Here is a 16305-nt window from a genome sequence, read left to right as displayed (position 1 = left end):
AGCTCAGGGAGGACTCTGTGACGAATTCACTGGCTCACGATCAGTTCATGGCGGTGCGCCCGCGCCTGTTCGGCATCGCGTATCGGATGCTGGGCAGCGCGACGGAGGCGGACGACATCTTGCAGGATGTCTGGCTCACCTGGCAGCGCATCGACCCGGGCACTGTCGGCAACCCGCAGGCGTACCTCGCGACGGCGACGACACGTGCATCCATCAACGCGGCGACGACCGCGCGTGTGCGCCGCGAGACGTACATCGGCCCGTGGTTGCCCGAGCCGGTGGATACGAGTGCCGACCCCGCACTGGGTGCCGAACGCGCGGAGGCGCTGGAGATCGCGGTGCTGCTCCTGCTCGAGCGGCTCTCGCCGGTCGAGCGGGCGGCGTACGTACTGCGTGAGGCGTTCGCCTACCCCTATGAGACGATCGCCGAGATCGTGCAACTGAACCAGCCGGCGGTGCGGCAACTCGTGAGTCGCGCGCGCAAACACCTCGCGGCCGAACGACGTGCGCCTGTGGAGAGTGGCCAGAGGAGGCGACTTCTGGAGGCCTTCTTGCTAGCGGCCCAACGCGGCGACCTGCAGCAACTCGAGCAGCTCTTCGCCGAGGACGTCGTCAGCGCATCCGACGGCGGTGGCCGCGCCAAGCTCGCGGCGCGCATCCCAATCGTCGGTCGCACGAAGGTGGCGAAGTTCATCACCGCGTTCTCGTCGCACTTCTGGAACGGCGTGAGCATGCGGTGGGCGACCGTGAACGGGGAGGAGTCGGTGGTGTTGTCGTGGGGCGGTGTCGAGTCCGCGGTGCTGACGGCCACGGCATCCGGTGACGGCATCACGCGCCTGATGTGGCTCATGAACCCCGACAAGCTCGGCGCCGTCGTCACCGCATGAACGCCGACCCGTCACGGGAGGCGATCGTGCACCGGCTGCGCCTGGCGTGCGAGCTGACGGATGCCGCCTCCCTCACCTCACTCCTCGCGCCCGACGTTGCAGCGCTCGTCGACAGCGGCGGAGACATTCCCGCCCCGACGCGGCCCCTGCACGGAACGGATGCCGTGACCGCTGCACTCCTCGAGCTGTGTGGCGGGGCATCCGTCACCGAACAGTGGGTGAACGCCGCGCCCGCGGTGGTGGTGCGACGCGGCGTGCGTGTGGTCGCCGTGGTGAGCGTCGAGGTGCGCGAGAGTCTCGTGCGGCGGGTGTGGGTGACGCGCAGCCCCCAGAAGCTGCAGCGCTGGAACGGGTAGCCAATAAACGTTCGCCCTTCTCAGTTCGGGCCATAGAGCAGCGCTACTCCAACTCTTGCGACCCCGCATGCGCAAATGCCTCTTGCACTGACAGGACGCCGCGTCCATCGGTTTGCGCTGGTCGCCCAGACCATCCGAGCTGGTTGCGCTTTGCACCAGCGGGCGACGAAGACCAGTCGCGAAAGACACGACCTGCGATCAATGGCTCCGGAACCTCGTCAGGATCCAGCGTGGCCCGGAGCAGGTGCGCCTCGTCCAGCTCGCCATCCGTGTGCTGCCACAGTGAGAGACCCAGCAATCTGAGGGGCCGGCCGAGGAGAGCGACGCTTGGTTCCCAATCGGCGAATGGGTTGACCACATCGACCTGGGCGAACACCATCTGGATCGATCCAGCATCGGCAAAGAGGGATGGGAGCTCGCGAATATGGAACACTGAACCTGGTGCGCGCCACGCTTCGGCGTGCCTCTTCGCGCCGCGCAATGTCGAGGCCAGAGCTTGCTCGGTGGCCTTGGCCGCGAAATGGTCTGAGCTGCGGAAATTGAGGCTTTCCGCACCGTGCCAAGAGTTGCGCCACCGCCAGGTGTGATAGATGACGCACGCGCGGAGGGCAGTCAGAGGCTCATCGTGGTCATCGTGATACGAAAGCGTCTTCATCGCCGTTCCCAAAAAGTCGTCGCCATGATTCTCGCGGGTCGGGACCCGTGATCTCTAGGCCGGGGTCCAGAGCCTCCTGACAGCACTATGACCTTGTCACAAACCACCCCCGCGCATTGTTTGAGCTTGTGAGCGCCGCACCTGGCGGTGCCGCAAACGAAGGGCAGTGCCATGAAGGTTGTCGTCATAGGTGGAACGGGTCTGATCGGGTCGCGCGTCGTCTCCCTCCTGGGGGAGCACGGGCATGAGGCGGTGGCGGCGTCGCCGAGTTCGGGCGTGAACGCGTACACGGGGGAGGGGCTCGACGTTGCGCTCGCCGGCGCGGACGTGGTGGTGGATGTCACCAACTCCCCGTCGTTCGCCGACGACGACGTGATGGACTTCTTCACCACCTCCACCACCCACTTGCTGGCGGCCGAGAAGGCCGCGGGGGTGGGGCATCATGTGGCCCTGTCGATCGTGGGCGCCGAGCGCCTGCCCGACAGCGGCTACCTGCGCGCCAAGGTTGCGCAGGAGAAGCTCATCCGCGAGTCGGGTGTGCCGTTTTCGATCGTCAAGGCGACCCAGTTTTTCGAGTTCGTGAAGGGCATCGCCGACTCGGTGACCGTCGACGGTGTGGTGCGGTTGCCGCACGAGCTGATTCAGCCGGTGGCGTCTTCCGAGGTGGCAGCGGCCGTGGCGCGCACCGCGGCGGGAGCTCCGCTGAACGGGGTGATCGAGGTGGGTGGGCCCGACGCGCTGCCGATGGATGATTTCATCCGCGCCGGTCTCGCCACCCAGGGTGACCCGCGCCAGGTCGTCGCCGACTCGGATGCCACCTACTTCGGCACCAAGCTGGAGGAGCGTTCGCTCGTCACCGGTGACGGCGCGCAGCTGTCGCCGCTGACATTCGCGGAGTGGTCGGCGCGATGAGGGTCGTGGTTGCCGGTGGCACGGGGCTGATCGGGTCGCGCGTGGCGGCGCGGCTGCGGTCGCAGGGTCACGAGGTGGTGGAGGCGTCCCGTGCGACGGGGGTGAACACGTACACGGCGGAGGGCCTGGAGCAGGCGCTCGCCGGGGCGGAGGTGCTCATCGACGTCACCAACTCCGGATACTTCGACGAGCGGGCGGCCACCGATTTCTTCTACGCCTCCACCCTCAATCTGCTTACCTACGGCAGGGCGGCGGGTGTGACCCACCACGTGGCGCTCTCCGTCGTCGGAACCGACCGTCTCGCCGCCTCCGAGGGCGGCTACTTCGCGGCGAAGGCCGCGCAGGAGCAGCTGATTCGCGACTCCGGCCGGCAGTACACGATCGTGCACTCGACCCAGTTCTTCGAGTTCGTGAAGAGCATCGCGGATGCCGCGACCGTCGGTCACAACGTGCGCCTCTCCCGCGCCCTCATCCAACCCATCGCCGCCGACGATGTGGCAGCGTTCATCGCTCGCGTCGCCGTGGAACCACCCCGCAACGCGACCATCGAGATCGCGGGCCCGGAACGCTTCCGGCTGGAGGAACTCGTGCGGCAGGAGCTGGGCATCCGGAACGACCCGCGCCAAGTGGTCGCGGACCCGCTGGCGCGCTACTTCGGTGCGCGGTTGGAGGAGGACGAGTTGCTGCCGGGGGATGGGGCGGAGGTGGCGGCGACGCGGTTCGGAGAGTGGGCGCAGGCGCGGACCAGGACGACTGGGAGGGTTGGTGCGGTAGTACCTGCTTGAGGAGGTCACGGGGAAGTGGCGCGTTGCGCCCTAGGATCACGAAACTCCCCAAGGACATACACGTCCTTGGGGAGTTTCGGCGAGTCGTTGCTGCCGAGATCCGCGAGGGGGGGTGGGAGCTAGTACCGGCCTGCCGCGAGCGGCTTGGCTACGGCAGTCCTCAAAGCACGCTCGAGAGCAGCCGCCCGATGGCTGCGCCGAGGGGTATAGGCACAGCGTTGCCAATCTGCCGCGCGATATCTGTTCTTGAGCCCACGAATCGATGGTTCGATGGAAAGCCTTGCAGGAGCGCCGCCTCGTAGTGCGTGATCGCGCGATGCTCCTCTGGGTGGAGGTACCGGCCTTTCTCCGGCTTGAAGAACTCCGTACGGATCGTCACCGATGGACGATTCCAGTGAAGGCGCCCCATGACGTCGCCCGAGCCCGTCTTGTGCTTGGTCCAGCACGGAGGCATCAGCTCGGGGAAGGGTTCGAGATTGCGGCGATTACCACCTGCGGGGATGACTGCGAAGCGCTTGAGTGAGAGCTCAGTGTAGTTGCGGCTCCAATGAAGTTCGCGCGGGCGGAAGGAGCCAGCGAACTCCCTCGCCCCGAAGCGCGTCCGCTTCGCCTCGAAGAGATGATCGCGATCAGGCCTGCGCGGCACCCCTCGAAGCGCGTCGGCGACCGTTGCATGGGGCCGCAGGCCGGTGCCCTCGGAATTCGACGAATGTGTAGGTCTCGGAAAACCGGGGAATCCGAGATCGCGGTGGTATCCAATTATCACGGTGCGGCGCCGCGCCTGCGGGGCGCCGAAGTCCGCGGCATTGAGGATCGCCGACTCGAAGCCGTACTCCTGCAGCATGCCCCCTTTCGAGGTCGCATCCTTAAAGATCGAGTATTGCGGAGACTTCTTGAATTCGGCCACGTTTTCGAGCACGAAGTACTTGGGCATCGCCTTCTGGATAGTGTGTGCGTACTCCATCCAGAGGAAATTGCGTTCGTCTTCCACGTCCCGCTTACCGAGACTGGAGAATCCTTGGCACGGAGGCCCGCCAATGATCAGGTCCGAGCCCGGTACGTATTCCTTCTCGAGCCAGCCCTTTATGTCGCCCGCGTAGACGATTCCTGCGCCGTAAGTCGCCTCGTACGATGCCGCGGCCGCCAGGTCCCATTCGACGGCCCGGACGACCTGGAAGCGATCCGACGCCTGGTGCAGGCCAGCCGTTAGTCCGCCTGCACCGGAGAACAGGTCGAGGACGGCGATCTTGCGATTCGTCACGCCTTCATTCTATTTTCCAGGCCCTTCCGAATGCGGCTGGCGCGCCAGCACCGCATCAACGCTCACCCGCATCCTCCCGGACCGCGCGAAGCAACGACTCCAGAAGACCTGGAACCTCGCTGCCGCCGAGGACAAGCTGGCGGTCTAGGAGGCGATTGCCGGTCTCGCAGGACGTCTCGCTGATCAGCCCGCACCCGTGGCAGGCGGAAAGGTTGAGCTGCGACGATCCCTGCCTGTCGCTCTCGATGCATACGGGATCGTTGGAGCACACATCGGCGTCGTCGAGAGCCGCAATGAGGAGCGGGAACAGATGACGGGGCTCGCCCAGTCGCACCAGCCCTCCCAACGTGCCCTGCGCGTCCCCGGCGGCGGTGTAGACGAGGATGCCAGCCGTCTTGTCGGCACGGTCGGAGTTCGCGTAGATGCGCTCCTGGAGCGAGGCGGAGGAATAGCCGCTCGCGAAGGCCAGCCGCCGGATGAGCAGATGCGCGATGGTATGGAGAGCAATGAATCGCGGCTCCGGAGCATCGAGCCGGTGCGCCCAGGGCGACTGGGCGCGGCGTTCGATAAGGATGTTCGCCCGTGCCCGTACCGCCGGATCGCTCTCCCACTCGGAGAGAGTCCGCTCGTCGAATCGTAGGAAGATCCCTTCGCCGAACATCTCGATAGCCGGATAGACCGAGCGGTGCCGCGGATCCCGGTCGAGGTCGGCCGGGACGAAGTCGGCTTGCGGGCTGTGACGGCGGAATCCCTTCAGCGCCCGGACCTCGCGCACACGCCGGACCTGCCCGATGCCGGCGAGCACTCGCCGCAGTTCAGCGGGTTCCTCCGCAAGACCGTCGCCCGCCCAGCCGTCCACGACGAAGTCGCCGCCCACACGGTCATGTCCAGCCTCGATCTTGTTCACGAACGCGGCCCACTCGCCGTCCTTGAGATCTAGAAGGGGCGAGTCCACATCCTCGCTGGCGGACAGAGCGACCGCGAGTACGGCTTCGGGAGTCGCCCCCAGTTCCTCCGCGATCCATCCGGCGATTTGCTCCGACCTGGGTCCGCCGTTATCGGCCACGAGCCGTTCGTACAGGTCGTGGGCTCGGATCTTGTCCGCGGTCTCCAGAGACCTCGGCGTCCCCTCAGGGATGTCGAGGGCGGAGACGCGTTCCGCGATGTAGTTGCCGGTGGCTCCGCGCTGGACCGCCACCAGATGCGATTCGCAGACGACCGCGGCAGCGCCCTCGCGTTCCCACGGCTGTCTACCGTCGCAGCGGATCCCGTCGCGGAGCAGAGCGTCTTTTCCGACGAGCTCTGCCAACGAGCGCGATCTCTTGCATCCGCCGCAGCTGACGCGCAACGAAGCGAGACCCTCCCCATGCCGGGTGGAGCGCTCGAAACGGAGCTTCTTGTACGCCCGGCAGTGCCTGACCTCTTCGGTCACACCCGCGTCACTTCCCCGATGCGCCCACTTGAACCAAGGGACGTCCTGCGCGTGGCTTCCCGTCTCGCACACGGCCACGTACCGCATCGGGACGAGAGAGCCGCCGCAGTCGCAGGAGTTCCTCCAACGGCCCTTGTCGGACCGCGTTAGCTGCGACAACTTCCCGCAGCGCTCGCAGAACCGCCACGCGGGGAATCGCCAGTACAAGAGGCTGGCTGTATCGGAACCGGGGCGATCCGCATGAGTGGGCGGCTGTCGCAGTACTCCCCCGCCGATACTGGCGACGAGTCGTTCGCAGGTGATCTCGGGCGCGATCCGCCGATCCCACCATGAGGTATCGGGCGCGATCAGCGACTCGCCGCGGATGTCGACGATCGCGCCGACCCCGAAGGGCGAGATGGTCTCCGATAGACGGAGGTCATGCCTGATCTTCTGCACGCTGCACCTCCTGCAAGGGCTCCTGGACCTCGACCGCGACATTCGGCTCGACGGATCGCATGGAGTCTCCGACAAGCCAGCCCTCGCCAGTCTGGCCGAATCTCATCAGCAGGGCGGTGGCCGACGGGGGACGCCGCTCGTATCGAAGCTGCTGCCCTTCCGCCCGTGACTTCCCGGCACGACGATCCCACTCCCTCAAGAGCTCCCAGATCTGGTCGGAGACGCCCTCCGCCTCGCGGTCGTCCGCGCGCGCTACGAGCGAGACGAGCCGATCCACCAGCGGATCGAGTGCGGTACGGAATCCTGCGTCGTCGAGGTCGAAGTCGCCCGCCGATGCGTCTGATGCCAGGCGCGGGAAGGACTGGCGGACCAGGGCGACCAGGGCGCCCGCGAGGGAACGGTCCCTCGACGACAGCGACCAGGGCGTGACGCTCGTGGGCTCGACGCTGCGGTACAGAGCCTCGTGGTAGCTCCTGAAGGTCTCGAAGTGGGATCTGTCCCGCGCACGATTGGACCGGAAGAGTGTGACGACTATGCCGTCGACCGAGCCGCGTCCCACCCGGCTCGTGGCCTGGATGTATTCCGCAGTCGTCTTGGGCTGACCCACCATGAGCATCAGAGCGAGCCGTTGGACGTCGATGCCGACCGAGAGCATGTTCGATGACAGCACGACGTCCACCGCGGAGGCGGACTCGTCCGCACTGATCCGGAGCTGGCGCAGGTCGTTGGGGAGCTCCTCCGGACCGCGACGACTCGTCAGCTCCAGCACGGACGCAGCACGCACTCGACGCAATTCGTGAGAGAGCCGCTCTGCCCGCGTCTCCAGACGTCCGTTGATGTCATCCAGCAGCAGTGCACTGCTGCGACCGAGCTCGCGGAGGCTGTTGTGGTACATCACGAGCGTCCAATAGGGGTCGAGGCGACCGTCTATGCGTTCGACGCCGCGCAGCGCTCCGGGCAGCTCTACCAGGGGAGCCGTAGCGCCGACGAGAGCCGTGGCCTGCGACACGCTCTGCGGCATCAGGCCTACGTAGAGCCGGCCTTCTCCGTTCTCAACGGGTTGCGCGAAGAAGGTGCTGTCGCCGTCGAGCCCGGCGGGCGGATAGAGCGCCACGGATCGGCCGTACAACCCTCGGACCTGGTCGTCCGACGCCCGGATCGTCGCTGTCGAGGCGATGATCTTCGGCTGGGAGCCGGAGCGGGCGAGGAGGAGTTGGACCACCGCATCGAAGACGGCCACCGTGGTCCCGAGCGGGCCCGAGAGAAGGTGCAGCTCGTCCTGGATGATCAGGGAGGGCTGTCGGAACGGTGTCCCTATCCCGAGCAGGGCACCGGCTCGCTCGTTGAACTGGAGCCGCGCGAACTTGTCGACCGTCGCGAGCAGGATCGTAGGAGGTTCGTCGTAGAGAACTTCGTCCACCACGGCCATCGGAAGCTCTCGTGCCGAGAACCGGCAAGCGCTGTTGACGCAGTGGAAGACGACGTCGTTTCCCGCCTGCCTCGCGCCATATCCGCGGCGAGTGTCGTCCTTGTCCTCTGGCACGAGCTCGGTGAGACACCACGGGCACTCCGTGATCTGGAACTGATTGGCCTCTCGCGGGCTCCGAGCCTTGTACAGGCGTTCGAGTGCATACTTCGCCTCGCTCCGCCTGCCAGGGGTAGCCTCATTCCCGACCCATAGTCCGATAGAGAAGGGTGCCATTCCGCGAGCACGGGAGTCCTGTTCCCGGAGCAGCTCCATCGCACAGACCAGTGACGCCGCCCTCTGGAACTGCTGCGCCGTCAGCAGACGCAACGTGTACCGCGTGATGACAGCGGTGCCCGCCCCGGCTGCTCCGTGAACGAGTCTGCGCAGGAAGATCGAGATCGCGGCCAGTCCGAGGTACGCCTCAGTCTTGCCGCCGCCCGTCGGGAACCATATGAGGTCGACGAGCTCGCGCTCCGCGTCCTGCTCGTCGATCGTGGATGCGAGGGCGACCAGGATGAAGCCGAGCTGGAAAGGCCGCCACGCGGGCCTGGGGTCGATCTCCCCGCGGCTGAGAGCCGCCTGTCTCATCTGCAATCTCATGGCCGCCATTCCGAGCGCGAACGCTGTTCGGAGGTCGTCTCGAGCCGGGTCTATAAGGCGGGCCGCACCCGCGCGCATCCGCGCCTCGGCTGCGGCCGATCTCGCCGCGATCTCGCGAGCGTCATGTCCCAGCGCCTCGGCATCGCTTTGCTGGGCCGCGACCCAGTGGGCGAACTCGTCGATGAACGCCCCCAACGACGCGACGACCGCGTCCGGCTGCTGATCTACCGTCTCGAGGAACTCGAGATCCAGTGCCCGCGCAGCCAGACCTTCTGGATCCTTCAAGCTCGTCTGAGCGATGGCGGGAACGACGAACGCGGGGACCGGGTCGAGGAAAACGCGCGTGCAGTTCCCCGCTTCTCCAACATCCCATCCGGCGGCCATGCCGTGTCCGACGGCAAAGACCTTCCGGTCTCTGTAGCGGAGGCGCAGCTCGCGGGACTCCCGGTCGACATCGATCGCACGCGACACGTCGTACTCCAGGATCCGTCCGTCTTCTGCCGGACGGACTGCGAGACCGACTTGGAAGAGCATGAGCGGGATGTCCTGACGATCATCGCCCGTCGAACGCGTAAAAAGCCTGACGTGCACTGTCACCAAGTGCCCCTCGCCGTATTCGCGCCACCGGGATCCGATCTGCACGGGGAGACCGCCCACATCCAGCTGCCGATGCGTTGCGGCGCGAGTCAGCTCAAGCCCGGCGAAATCGTGCGCTCGACGCCCCCAGCGAGCAGGTCCGTCGTCTTCGACAGGCGCGTAGACGGCAGCGCCGAAATCGCAGAGGACAGAATCGGAACCGGTCACGAATGAGATCGCGGCCGACGACGGCCGCCAATCCTCGGCAAGGGGGGCAGAGGCGTCGCCTTCCTCGACATCCCCCTCCTCGACATCGGCCTCGAGGAACTCCTCGGGGTCGGGTGCCTCCGCCGAGGAGCTGCTGGCAGGCGGGATGCGATCCTCGGCGGGGAAGAGCATGCCGACCGAGTACTGGAGCGACGGCCTGTTGAAGACGACCTCGTCATCGCCGTGCTCCGGACCGACATAGGCTCTGCGGAGGTGGCTCAAGGTTTCGGTTTGCGCAGGGGTCAACGACATCACCGGTACGCCTGCTTCCTGGCCAGCGACTGGAGTCGCTTCTTGTCGGTCTCGTTCGCGACGACGTGAAGCGAGACGCGGGCTCGCGTCAGGGCCACGTAGAAGTTGGCCAACCGTTGATCGTCGAACTCATCGGGAAGGCTGCAGACGATCACGTGCTCGGCTTCGAGTCCCTTCGCCGCGCGGGGACTCAATACCCGCATTCCATCGCGGACGACGTCCAGGTCGACATCGGCCTCAACCGGGATGATCCAGATGTCGTCGGCGCGAACGCCTTCCGTCTTCAATCTCGCTGCCAGCGCGAGCGCTTCGTCTACAGGGTACGTGCCACCGCCCCAGTGCCACTGGATCCTTTCCCCGTTCACGATGCCCGGGTCGCCGACATCGGCGCCCAGATACTCCTGCACGACATGGACGATCGCCTTCGTATTGCGCACGTTGAGGCTGAGATCGTAGGAGATGGCCTCGCCGACAACTATCTCGAAGACCTCGGGATCGAATCTACCGTCGACCTGCGCCTGATTGTTCGGGTCGAGGAACATCCGCCAGCGGCCCGCTCCACGCCCCCCGACGACCACGAGATCGAGAAGATCCATTGCCTCGGGGGACATCAGGTCCTGAGCCTCGTCTACGAACAAGATGTCGTACCGCCGTAGCGCCGTCAGCTCCTCGAACGGGACCACGTCGACGTCGCGGCCGATGACGTGAGGCTCGAAGAAGCCGCGCAACCCCGGTGATCTGAAGGTGATCAGGACTGAATGACCGGACGCCGCCTCCTGCTTCGCGGCCTCGGCGAGGACGAGCGATTTGCCGGTTCCCGCACCGCCGAGGACGATCATCCTCGGGTTCCTGGCCAAGCCGGCGAGGACGCGCGCCTGGCCATCGGTGGCGCGGTTTTGCTCGTCGATCACGGCACCTCGTTGCGCATCGACGACGGGCATCCGCGAGAACTCTCCGAAGAGCCGCGAGCGCAGGTCATCCGCGCGGGCGATCCGCTCCCTGCTCGGTTGAGCCCGCGCTCCGTCCGCCACGACGTCCAGAGCCGACGACAGCGCAGCGGCCGTCATCACATCCCGCGCCAGCCAATGGCTAGATCGCCATTCGGGCGAGGACGGCGGAGCGTCGATGTCGGGCGTGACCGTGAGCGCCTCGCTCGCGAACCATCCGACACCGTCCTCGCGGAAAATGTCCCTGAGCGCGAACATCGCGGAACGCGCCTGCTCCATCGGAGAGGAGCTCAGCCTGTGCGAATCCCCATTTCGATCGACCGAATACCAGACTCCCTCGAATTTCTTGATGCCGCCGCCCTTGACTTCGACGACGATCACCACGCCTTTCCAGAGGATGACGAAGTCGGCCTCCGCCATCTGCTTGTAGGCGTGCGAGCGGAGCTTGACCGAGTGGAAGGCCACGCCGTCGGGGCTCGATATCTCTGCAAGAAGCCGGGCGAGACGGCGCTCGGCGTCGCTCTGAGCCGCGCGCTCGATGTCCCTGAAATCCGGAACTAGAATCACGACCGCTGCTCCTGCCAGAGCTCTTCATACTCTCGGAATCCGAGCAGGTTGTTGATATCGGAACTGCCGAAGTTGTCCGCCATGTCGACAATTAGGCATTCATCTTTGCCTCCGTTCTTCGGCCCCCGCAGGCCGCGACCGGCCATCTGGATGTAGGCGTTCGGACTGAAGGTCGGCCGGGCGATGTAGAGCGCGGAGACCCCCGGAGCGTCGAAACCTTGCGTCAGAAGATCGCAGTTCGCGAGTACCTGGATCTCCCCGCGCTTGAACCGCTCGATGACGTCGCGCCGCTCCTGCCTGCCGGTCTGACCGCTTACCGATGCCGCCTTCACCTCCCTGAACCTGAGAGTGGCAGCGAGGACTTGGGCGGAGAGGACATTCGGAGTGAATACGAGTACCGACTTCGACCACTCGGAGTCGAGATTCATGATGCTCTCGACCAGGATCCCCATGCGTGCATTGTCGGCCGCGATCTTGTCCAGGATCTTTTGGTTGATCAGCTTTCGCCTCGCTTCGTCCGCTTCCGCAGCGGTCAGCGTCAGATCGGCCCCTTGCAGGACCTCGTGCTTGACTCGCGCGAGCACTCCTAGCTCGACGAGTTCGCTATACGGATCGGTGCTAAATGCCTGCAGCGGATTGTTGCCGAATCGAGCCGCGAGCGCCTTGGTCGCCTCGACCGAAGTTCCTTTAAACGGTGTGGCCGACAAGCCGACGAGTGGGCGCTCCCAGGAGCGCCCGTCGACGCCAAGCCAGGAGAACAGCTGCGTGTACCTGGTGGAGTTTCCGGCGACGTGTCCTTCATCGACGAATACCGCGGAAGCTTCGCGGAGCCAATCGTACTCCGCGTGACTCGGACGACCGAGGATCGCTTCTAGCTTCGCGTCAGTAGCGACGATGACGCTGAACTGAGTATCAGGCTGATGGACCTCCCGATTGGTATCCCAAAGCCGCCCGATGGTGACGGGCCGCTCGTCGCCGAGGCCCCTCCACACCGTGCTGAACGTTTGAACTGCTTGCTCGCAAAGCTCCTGAGATTGCGCTATCCACAGCACCGGGCCCACCATGGATCCATCGATGAACAGCTCCAGGATGGTTTGGGTAGCCACCCGCGTCTTGCCCGCACCTGTCGGCAAGACCACCATGGCCTTGGACCGACGTCCGTCCGAGTTTTCTAGTAGCACCTTGCGGAGCTTGACACTGATTTCGCGCTGATAGCCGTGCAGATCGTTGAGGACTGTGGCACCAGGAACGATGAATTCCGCATCCAGATGCTGAGTCCGCTGTCCTGCGAACTCGGCACCGAACCCCATTCTTCGGAGCCATGAAACGGTTGCGCCTCCACCGGCCCACTGGGCGGGAACGTCGGGGAACCCAGCCACCCGGAAGAGGTCAGCGAGCTCCTTGATCGTGTCTTTTCCGTATACCGACAAGCACAACTCAGACACGGAGGTACTCGGCGACAAGAGTCCTTGGGCCTCGAGACCCTGCCAAAGGCCTCGCGGCAGCTTCTCTCGCAGATCGTCCTCGCCGAAGTAGGCGTCGAGGCGCTCTGCGTCCGTCGCTGCTGACAGAGCCTCCTGACGAAGGAGCTCCAGATGATGGTCGAGTCCGACCTTGAGCACGCGCTCAATGTCGGCGTTCGTTAGTCCCAGCTCGAACGCCTCGCTGACCACGGCAAGAGTCCGCCGCTCGTCCAACGTGTCGCCCACGGTCAGAACAAGTCCCTCCCGATGCCACTCGAGCGATTGCGTCTCTACGCCGTCTTCGGTCGTGACCCACTTGGCAATCGCGGCCGCACGCACCAGCGTGGCGTTCGTCAGCTCGTCGCCGACCACGATGCCCCGCAGCCCGGTAAACACGTCGAGGAGGTGCTCCGGCCCCTGTTGTCCATCTATGCGGACCGAGAAGGCGAAGCTGTCCTCGAATCGGAGGCATCCGACGATCTGTACGAGCGCTTCGGCCTGCTCCTGCGTGGCCTTCAGATATGGCCGCTGATGCTGAGCGAGGTAGTCCCGCTGTTCGTCGGATACTGCGACGTAGACGGTCCTCGTAGGACGCGATTCGATGATCCGGCCCACGCGAGCTGGAATTCGCGCGGGCTGGCCGCCCGCGTAGGCCAGGCGAGTCGCCGTGATGACGAAGTCGACGAGGAGGGCATCGCTGAATGCAGACGGCAATAGCTCGACATCGAGCGCATCCTTGAGGATGCCTGCGGGAATGCGATCCAGCTCATCCGGGAGCCCTAGAGCCTCGACGACGCCCCGCGATCCTTCGAACAGCGGCAGCAGATCGCGATATTGGACGAGCGAGGGGGCGACGATTTCCGTCGGAGGACGGAACCCGCGAGAGGTCCGGAGCAGACCGGCCTGTTCCACCGCCCACCTGACCGGGGACTTCACGCGATAGCTCAGACCGCTCGCGGTGTCTTCGCAATCCCACGGCGCATCCCCGAACTCCAGGAGTCCACGAGTCCACGCTTCGCGCGTCTGCTCCGCAGCTCCCGCGTCTCTGAGAAGGAGCAGAACAGAGAACGGTCCTTGCGAGGATCCTCGACTCGGATACATCGAGATCCGCTCCACTGCGCGATCCCCGGGGGTCAATCGCGAATTGATCTCCGCTAGAGCCCAGTCCTGATAGCGGTCGAAGGCGAACTCGTCGTCCAATGAGAACTCCTGCTTCGGACCATCCACGACGCCCAGTGCGTGAGCCACGTTGGGCAAGCATCGCTGACGATCCAGAAGCACCGCTCCGTCGGCGTCCGGCAGCGTCTCGTCGAGGTCGACTACCTGCTGAGGCCACGCCCATCCGCCGTTCCGAGTAGGCACCAGGACTGCGGCCCCGGGGTGCGCCTTGATCGCTTCCACTGCGTCCTTCTGGCTGACGCCGAGAACCGCGTCCCAGAACTTTGCCTGAAGCTCGGAATCCGAGGAAGACGTGAGCCTAGCTATGCGGGCGTGGAGAATGGCGACGGGGTCGAGATCTCGGAAGCCGGCGTCGCGGAGGATCTTCTGTATACCCGGATAGGCGAGGAACTCCGGTGCAACGAAGACAGCTCCCTCGATCTCGAGGTCTTCGGCCTGCTCCAGGAACACCAGGCTCCGGTCGTTGAGCGCGCGGAACCCGTCGTTGGTCGGGATGACCCTCGCCTGCGCGACTTCGGGCTTGCCGCGATGGCCGATGACGAACTTGAGCGCATTCGCTGCCGATTCGACGTCGTCGCCCTCCGCCCATTCCCGAAGCCATGAGAGGATCCCGCGCTTGGGGACCATCTCGAGGGCTCGCTTCAAGTCGCGCCCTTCGTCGTCGAACCGATCGGGGTCGACGCTCACGGCGAAGAGCTGTCGAAGTCGAGCGAATCGCTGCGACGAGCCGTAGCAGCGCCAATGCGGAACGTCATCGGCCGTGTTCGGGGAAGCGATCCATGCCTCATGGGCGATCTCCGGCGCCTCCCACTCGAAGTCGAGGGGACGCAAGTCCGGTGCGATCCGAAGCCGCCCTAGGGCGTCCGGTATGAGTGCGGTGTTGACCGCGAGCCGCGGGACGAGTGCGCACAACACCTCGTCCCCGAAGTAGATCGCCTCGCGCCCTCGCGCCGGCAGGTAGTCGAGCAGCGCCGCCGGATCTGCGGTCGTGCTCACCCGGGGCAGCATCTCGACGAAGATCTCGGCGAGGGTCGTCAGTATCTCGCGGTTGTAGTCGTTCCGAAGCAGCGTCGTCCGATCGTCGTTCACGCTCCAGGGTGCGTTGAACAATCCCGAGGCGGACGTCTCGTCATGCAGAGGGAAGTAGGACCAGAACCTGCCGACCCTCTGCTGCGAATATCGGGCGGGAATGGCGACGCTGACCTTGATCTCATCCCGCGAGACGGCTTCACCGACCTCGCGCCGCGCCGCTTGGGACGGCGAATGCATTCGCTCGCCGACGAACCATTCGTCCCCTCCGCCATCCGGGCGCTCGATCTTGAAACGGCCTTCGCCCATGTCCCGAGAGACATGACTCGTCTTTATGCCCTGTTCGCCGAGCACGCGCAACCGCACCTCCCGAACTGCCCCTACGAAGAGCAGAAACTCCGAGGAGAAGTTCTCCATCTCCGCGCGCAGCCGATTGAGACCCGTCACCTCCGGCAGCCGGATGATGGTGGTCGCCCATTCGGACAGTTCCCGAACAATCGGGTCGACGGCGATGAGTGCGCTGGCATCGAGAAGAGTCGCGGTCCTGAGTACTGGCAGGCGGCGGGCCGCCGATCCGATCCCCATGATCGCCTCCTTGGCGACCCGCGAGTTGAACTCGAACGAGACGGAGCGGCTCACAACCTGGGGCGAATCTGTAACCGCGAGCACCGACTTGAAGCCGAGGCCGAACCTTCCGATTTCATCGCCGCGCTTGCCGCTGAGATGCGCATGAGTGATCGCGATAAGGCCGTTCTTGGAGAACGGCCTGCCCGAGTTGGCGCAGTAGAGCGTGCGCGAGTCCGGATCGAGGACGATCTCAACCCGTCCGAGATTCACATCGCCAAGGTCGGTGCCTGCCATCGCATCCGCGGCATTTTGGACGAGCTCCAGCAGCGTGCGGTTCGCGTACCCGCCGACTCGGATCGACTCCTCGTGATTCGCGTGCTCGCCGACCAGATTGGGATTCGCCTTGTACGAGGCGATTGCCCGTTCGAACTGCTCCTCCACTTCCCGGACCAGACCGGGATCCGGAGTCCAGGTCTGAGATGACTCCGCCATGAATCGCTCCCCAGTCAAGTTACTAAGAGAAACAATATCGACTTTCGCCGAGGCGGAAGTAGCCCGCCAATGAGCTGGGATCGACGTATCGTGCCTCGAACGGCGGTTGTACCGCCCTCCGTTTCAGGCGGCGGAGAAGGGCGCCATCGACTGGGAGACGGTTCGCCTCCTT

General features: G+C 65.2%; 10 protein-coding genes. 4 read left to right on the top strand and 6 right to left on the bottom strand.

Annotation, left to right across the window (positions count from 1 at the left end; translation table 11 throughout):
• Window positions 1-17: 17 nt before the first annotated feature.
• Together LH407_RS07020 and LH407_RS07015 are read left to right on the top strand one after the other, a co-directional pair.
• Window positions 18-887, top strand: coding sequence for an RNA polymerase sigma-70 factor (locus tag LH407_RS07020; RefSeq protein WP_322134701.1), 870 nt, complete (start codon window positions 18-20; stop codon window positions 885-887).
• On the top strand, window positions 884-1243 hold the full coding sequence (locus LH407_RS07015; RefSeq protein WP_322134702.1) for a sigma-70 family RNA polymerase sigma factor family protein: 360 nt from the start codon (window positions 884-886) through the stop codon (window positions 1241-1243). Before LH407_RS07020 ends, LH407_RS07015 begins: the two co-directional genes overlap by 4 nt.
• Before the next feature lie 43 nt (window positions 1244-1286).
• Here the strand turns inward: LH407_RS07015 and LH407_RS07010 are convergent, their stop codons facing one another.
• Window positions 1287-1898, bottom strand: coding sequence for a hypothetical protein (locus LH407_RS07010; RefSeq protein ID WP_322134703.1), 612 nt, complete (start codon window positions 1896-1898; stop codon window positions 1287-1289).
• A 171-nt stretch (window positions 1899-2069) separates the two neighbouring features.
• Here LH407_RS07010 and LH407_RS07005 point away from each other — a divergent pair, with 171 nt between their 5' ends.
• Complete coding sequence (locus tag LH407_RS07005; RefSeq protein ID WP_322134704.1) at window positions 2070-2810, top strand: SDR family oxidoreductase; 741 nt, start codon at window positions 2070-2072, stop codon at window positions 2808-2810.
• A complete protein-coding gene (locus tag LH407_RS07000; protein ID WP_322135039.1) occupies window positions 2795-3595 on the top strand; it encodes an SDR family oxidoreductase in 801 nt (266 codons plus the stop codon). Before LH407_RS07005 ends, LH407_RS07000 begins: the two co-directional genes overlap by 16 nt.
• Window positions 3596-3755: 160 nt before the next feature.
• Here LH407_RS07000 and LH407_RS06995 read toward each other — a convergent pair whose 3' ends face one another.
• Genes LH407_RS06995 through LH407_RS06975 form a run of 5 tightly spaced genes read right to left on the bottom strand, consistent with a single transcriptional unit; the run spans window position 3756 to window position 16133 of the window.
• Window positions 3756-4856 carry a DNA cytosine methyltransferase gene (locus LH407_RS06995; RefSeq protein WP_322134706.1) on the bottom strand — a complete coding sequence of 367 codons (1101 nt, stop codon included), beginning with the start codon at window positions 4854-4856 and terminating at the stop codon, window positions 3756-3758.
• A 55-nt stretch (window positions 4857-4911) separates the two neighbouring features.
• Complete coding sequence (gene drmB, locus LH407_RS06990) at window positions 4912-6768, bottom strand: DUF1998 domain-containing protein (RefSeq protein ID WP_322134707.1); 1857 nt, start codon at window positions 6766-6768, stop codon at window positions 4912-4914.
• Window positions 6707-9859 (bottom strand): helicase-related protein, encoded by a 3153-nt coding sequence (locus tag LH407_RS06985; protein ID WP_322134708.1) that lies wholly within the window; start codon window positions 9857-9859, stop codon window positions 6707-6709. Before LH407_RS06985 ends, drmB begins: the two co-directional genes overlap by 62 nt.
• 29 nt (window positions 9860-9888) lie before the next feature.
• Window positions 9889-11403, bottom strand: coding sequence for a nuclease-related domain-containing DEAD/DEAH box helicase (locus tag LH407_RS06980; RefSeq protein ID WP_322134709.1), 1515 nt, complete (start codon window positions 11401-11403; stop codon window positions 9889-9891).
• On the bottom strand, window positions 11400-16133 hold the full coding sequence (locus LH407_RS06975) for a DEAD/DEAH box helicase (RefSeq protein ID WP_322134710.1): 4734 nt from the start codon (window positions 16131-16133) through the stop codon (window positions 11400-11402). Before LH407_RS06975 ends, LH407_RS06980 begins: the two co-directional genes overlap by 4 nt.
• Window positions 16134-16305 lie beyond the last annotated feature (172 nt).

This window comes from Antiquaquibacter oligotrophicus (assembly GCF_020535405.1).
Lineage (GTDB): Bacteria > Actinomycetota > Actinomycetes > Actinomycetales > Microbacteriaceae > Rhodoglobus > Rhodoglobus oligotrophicus.
The sequence above is the reverse complement of the archived record's forward strand: the minus strand, read 5'-3'. Positions and strand labels throughout refer to the sequence as shown.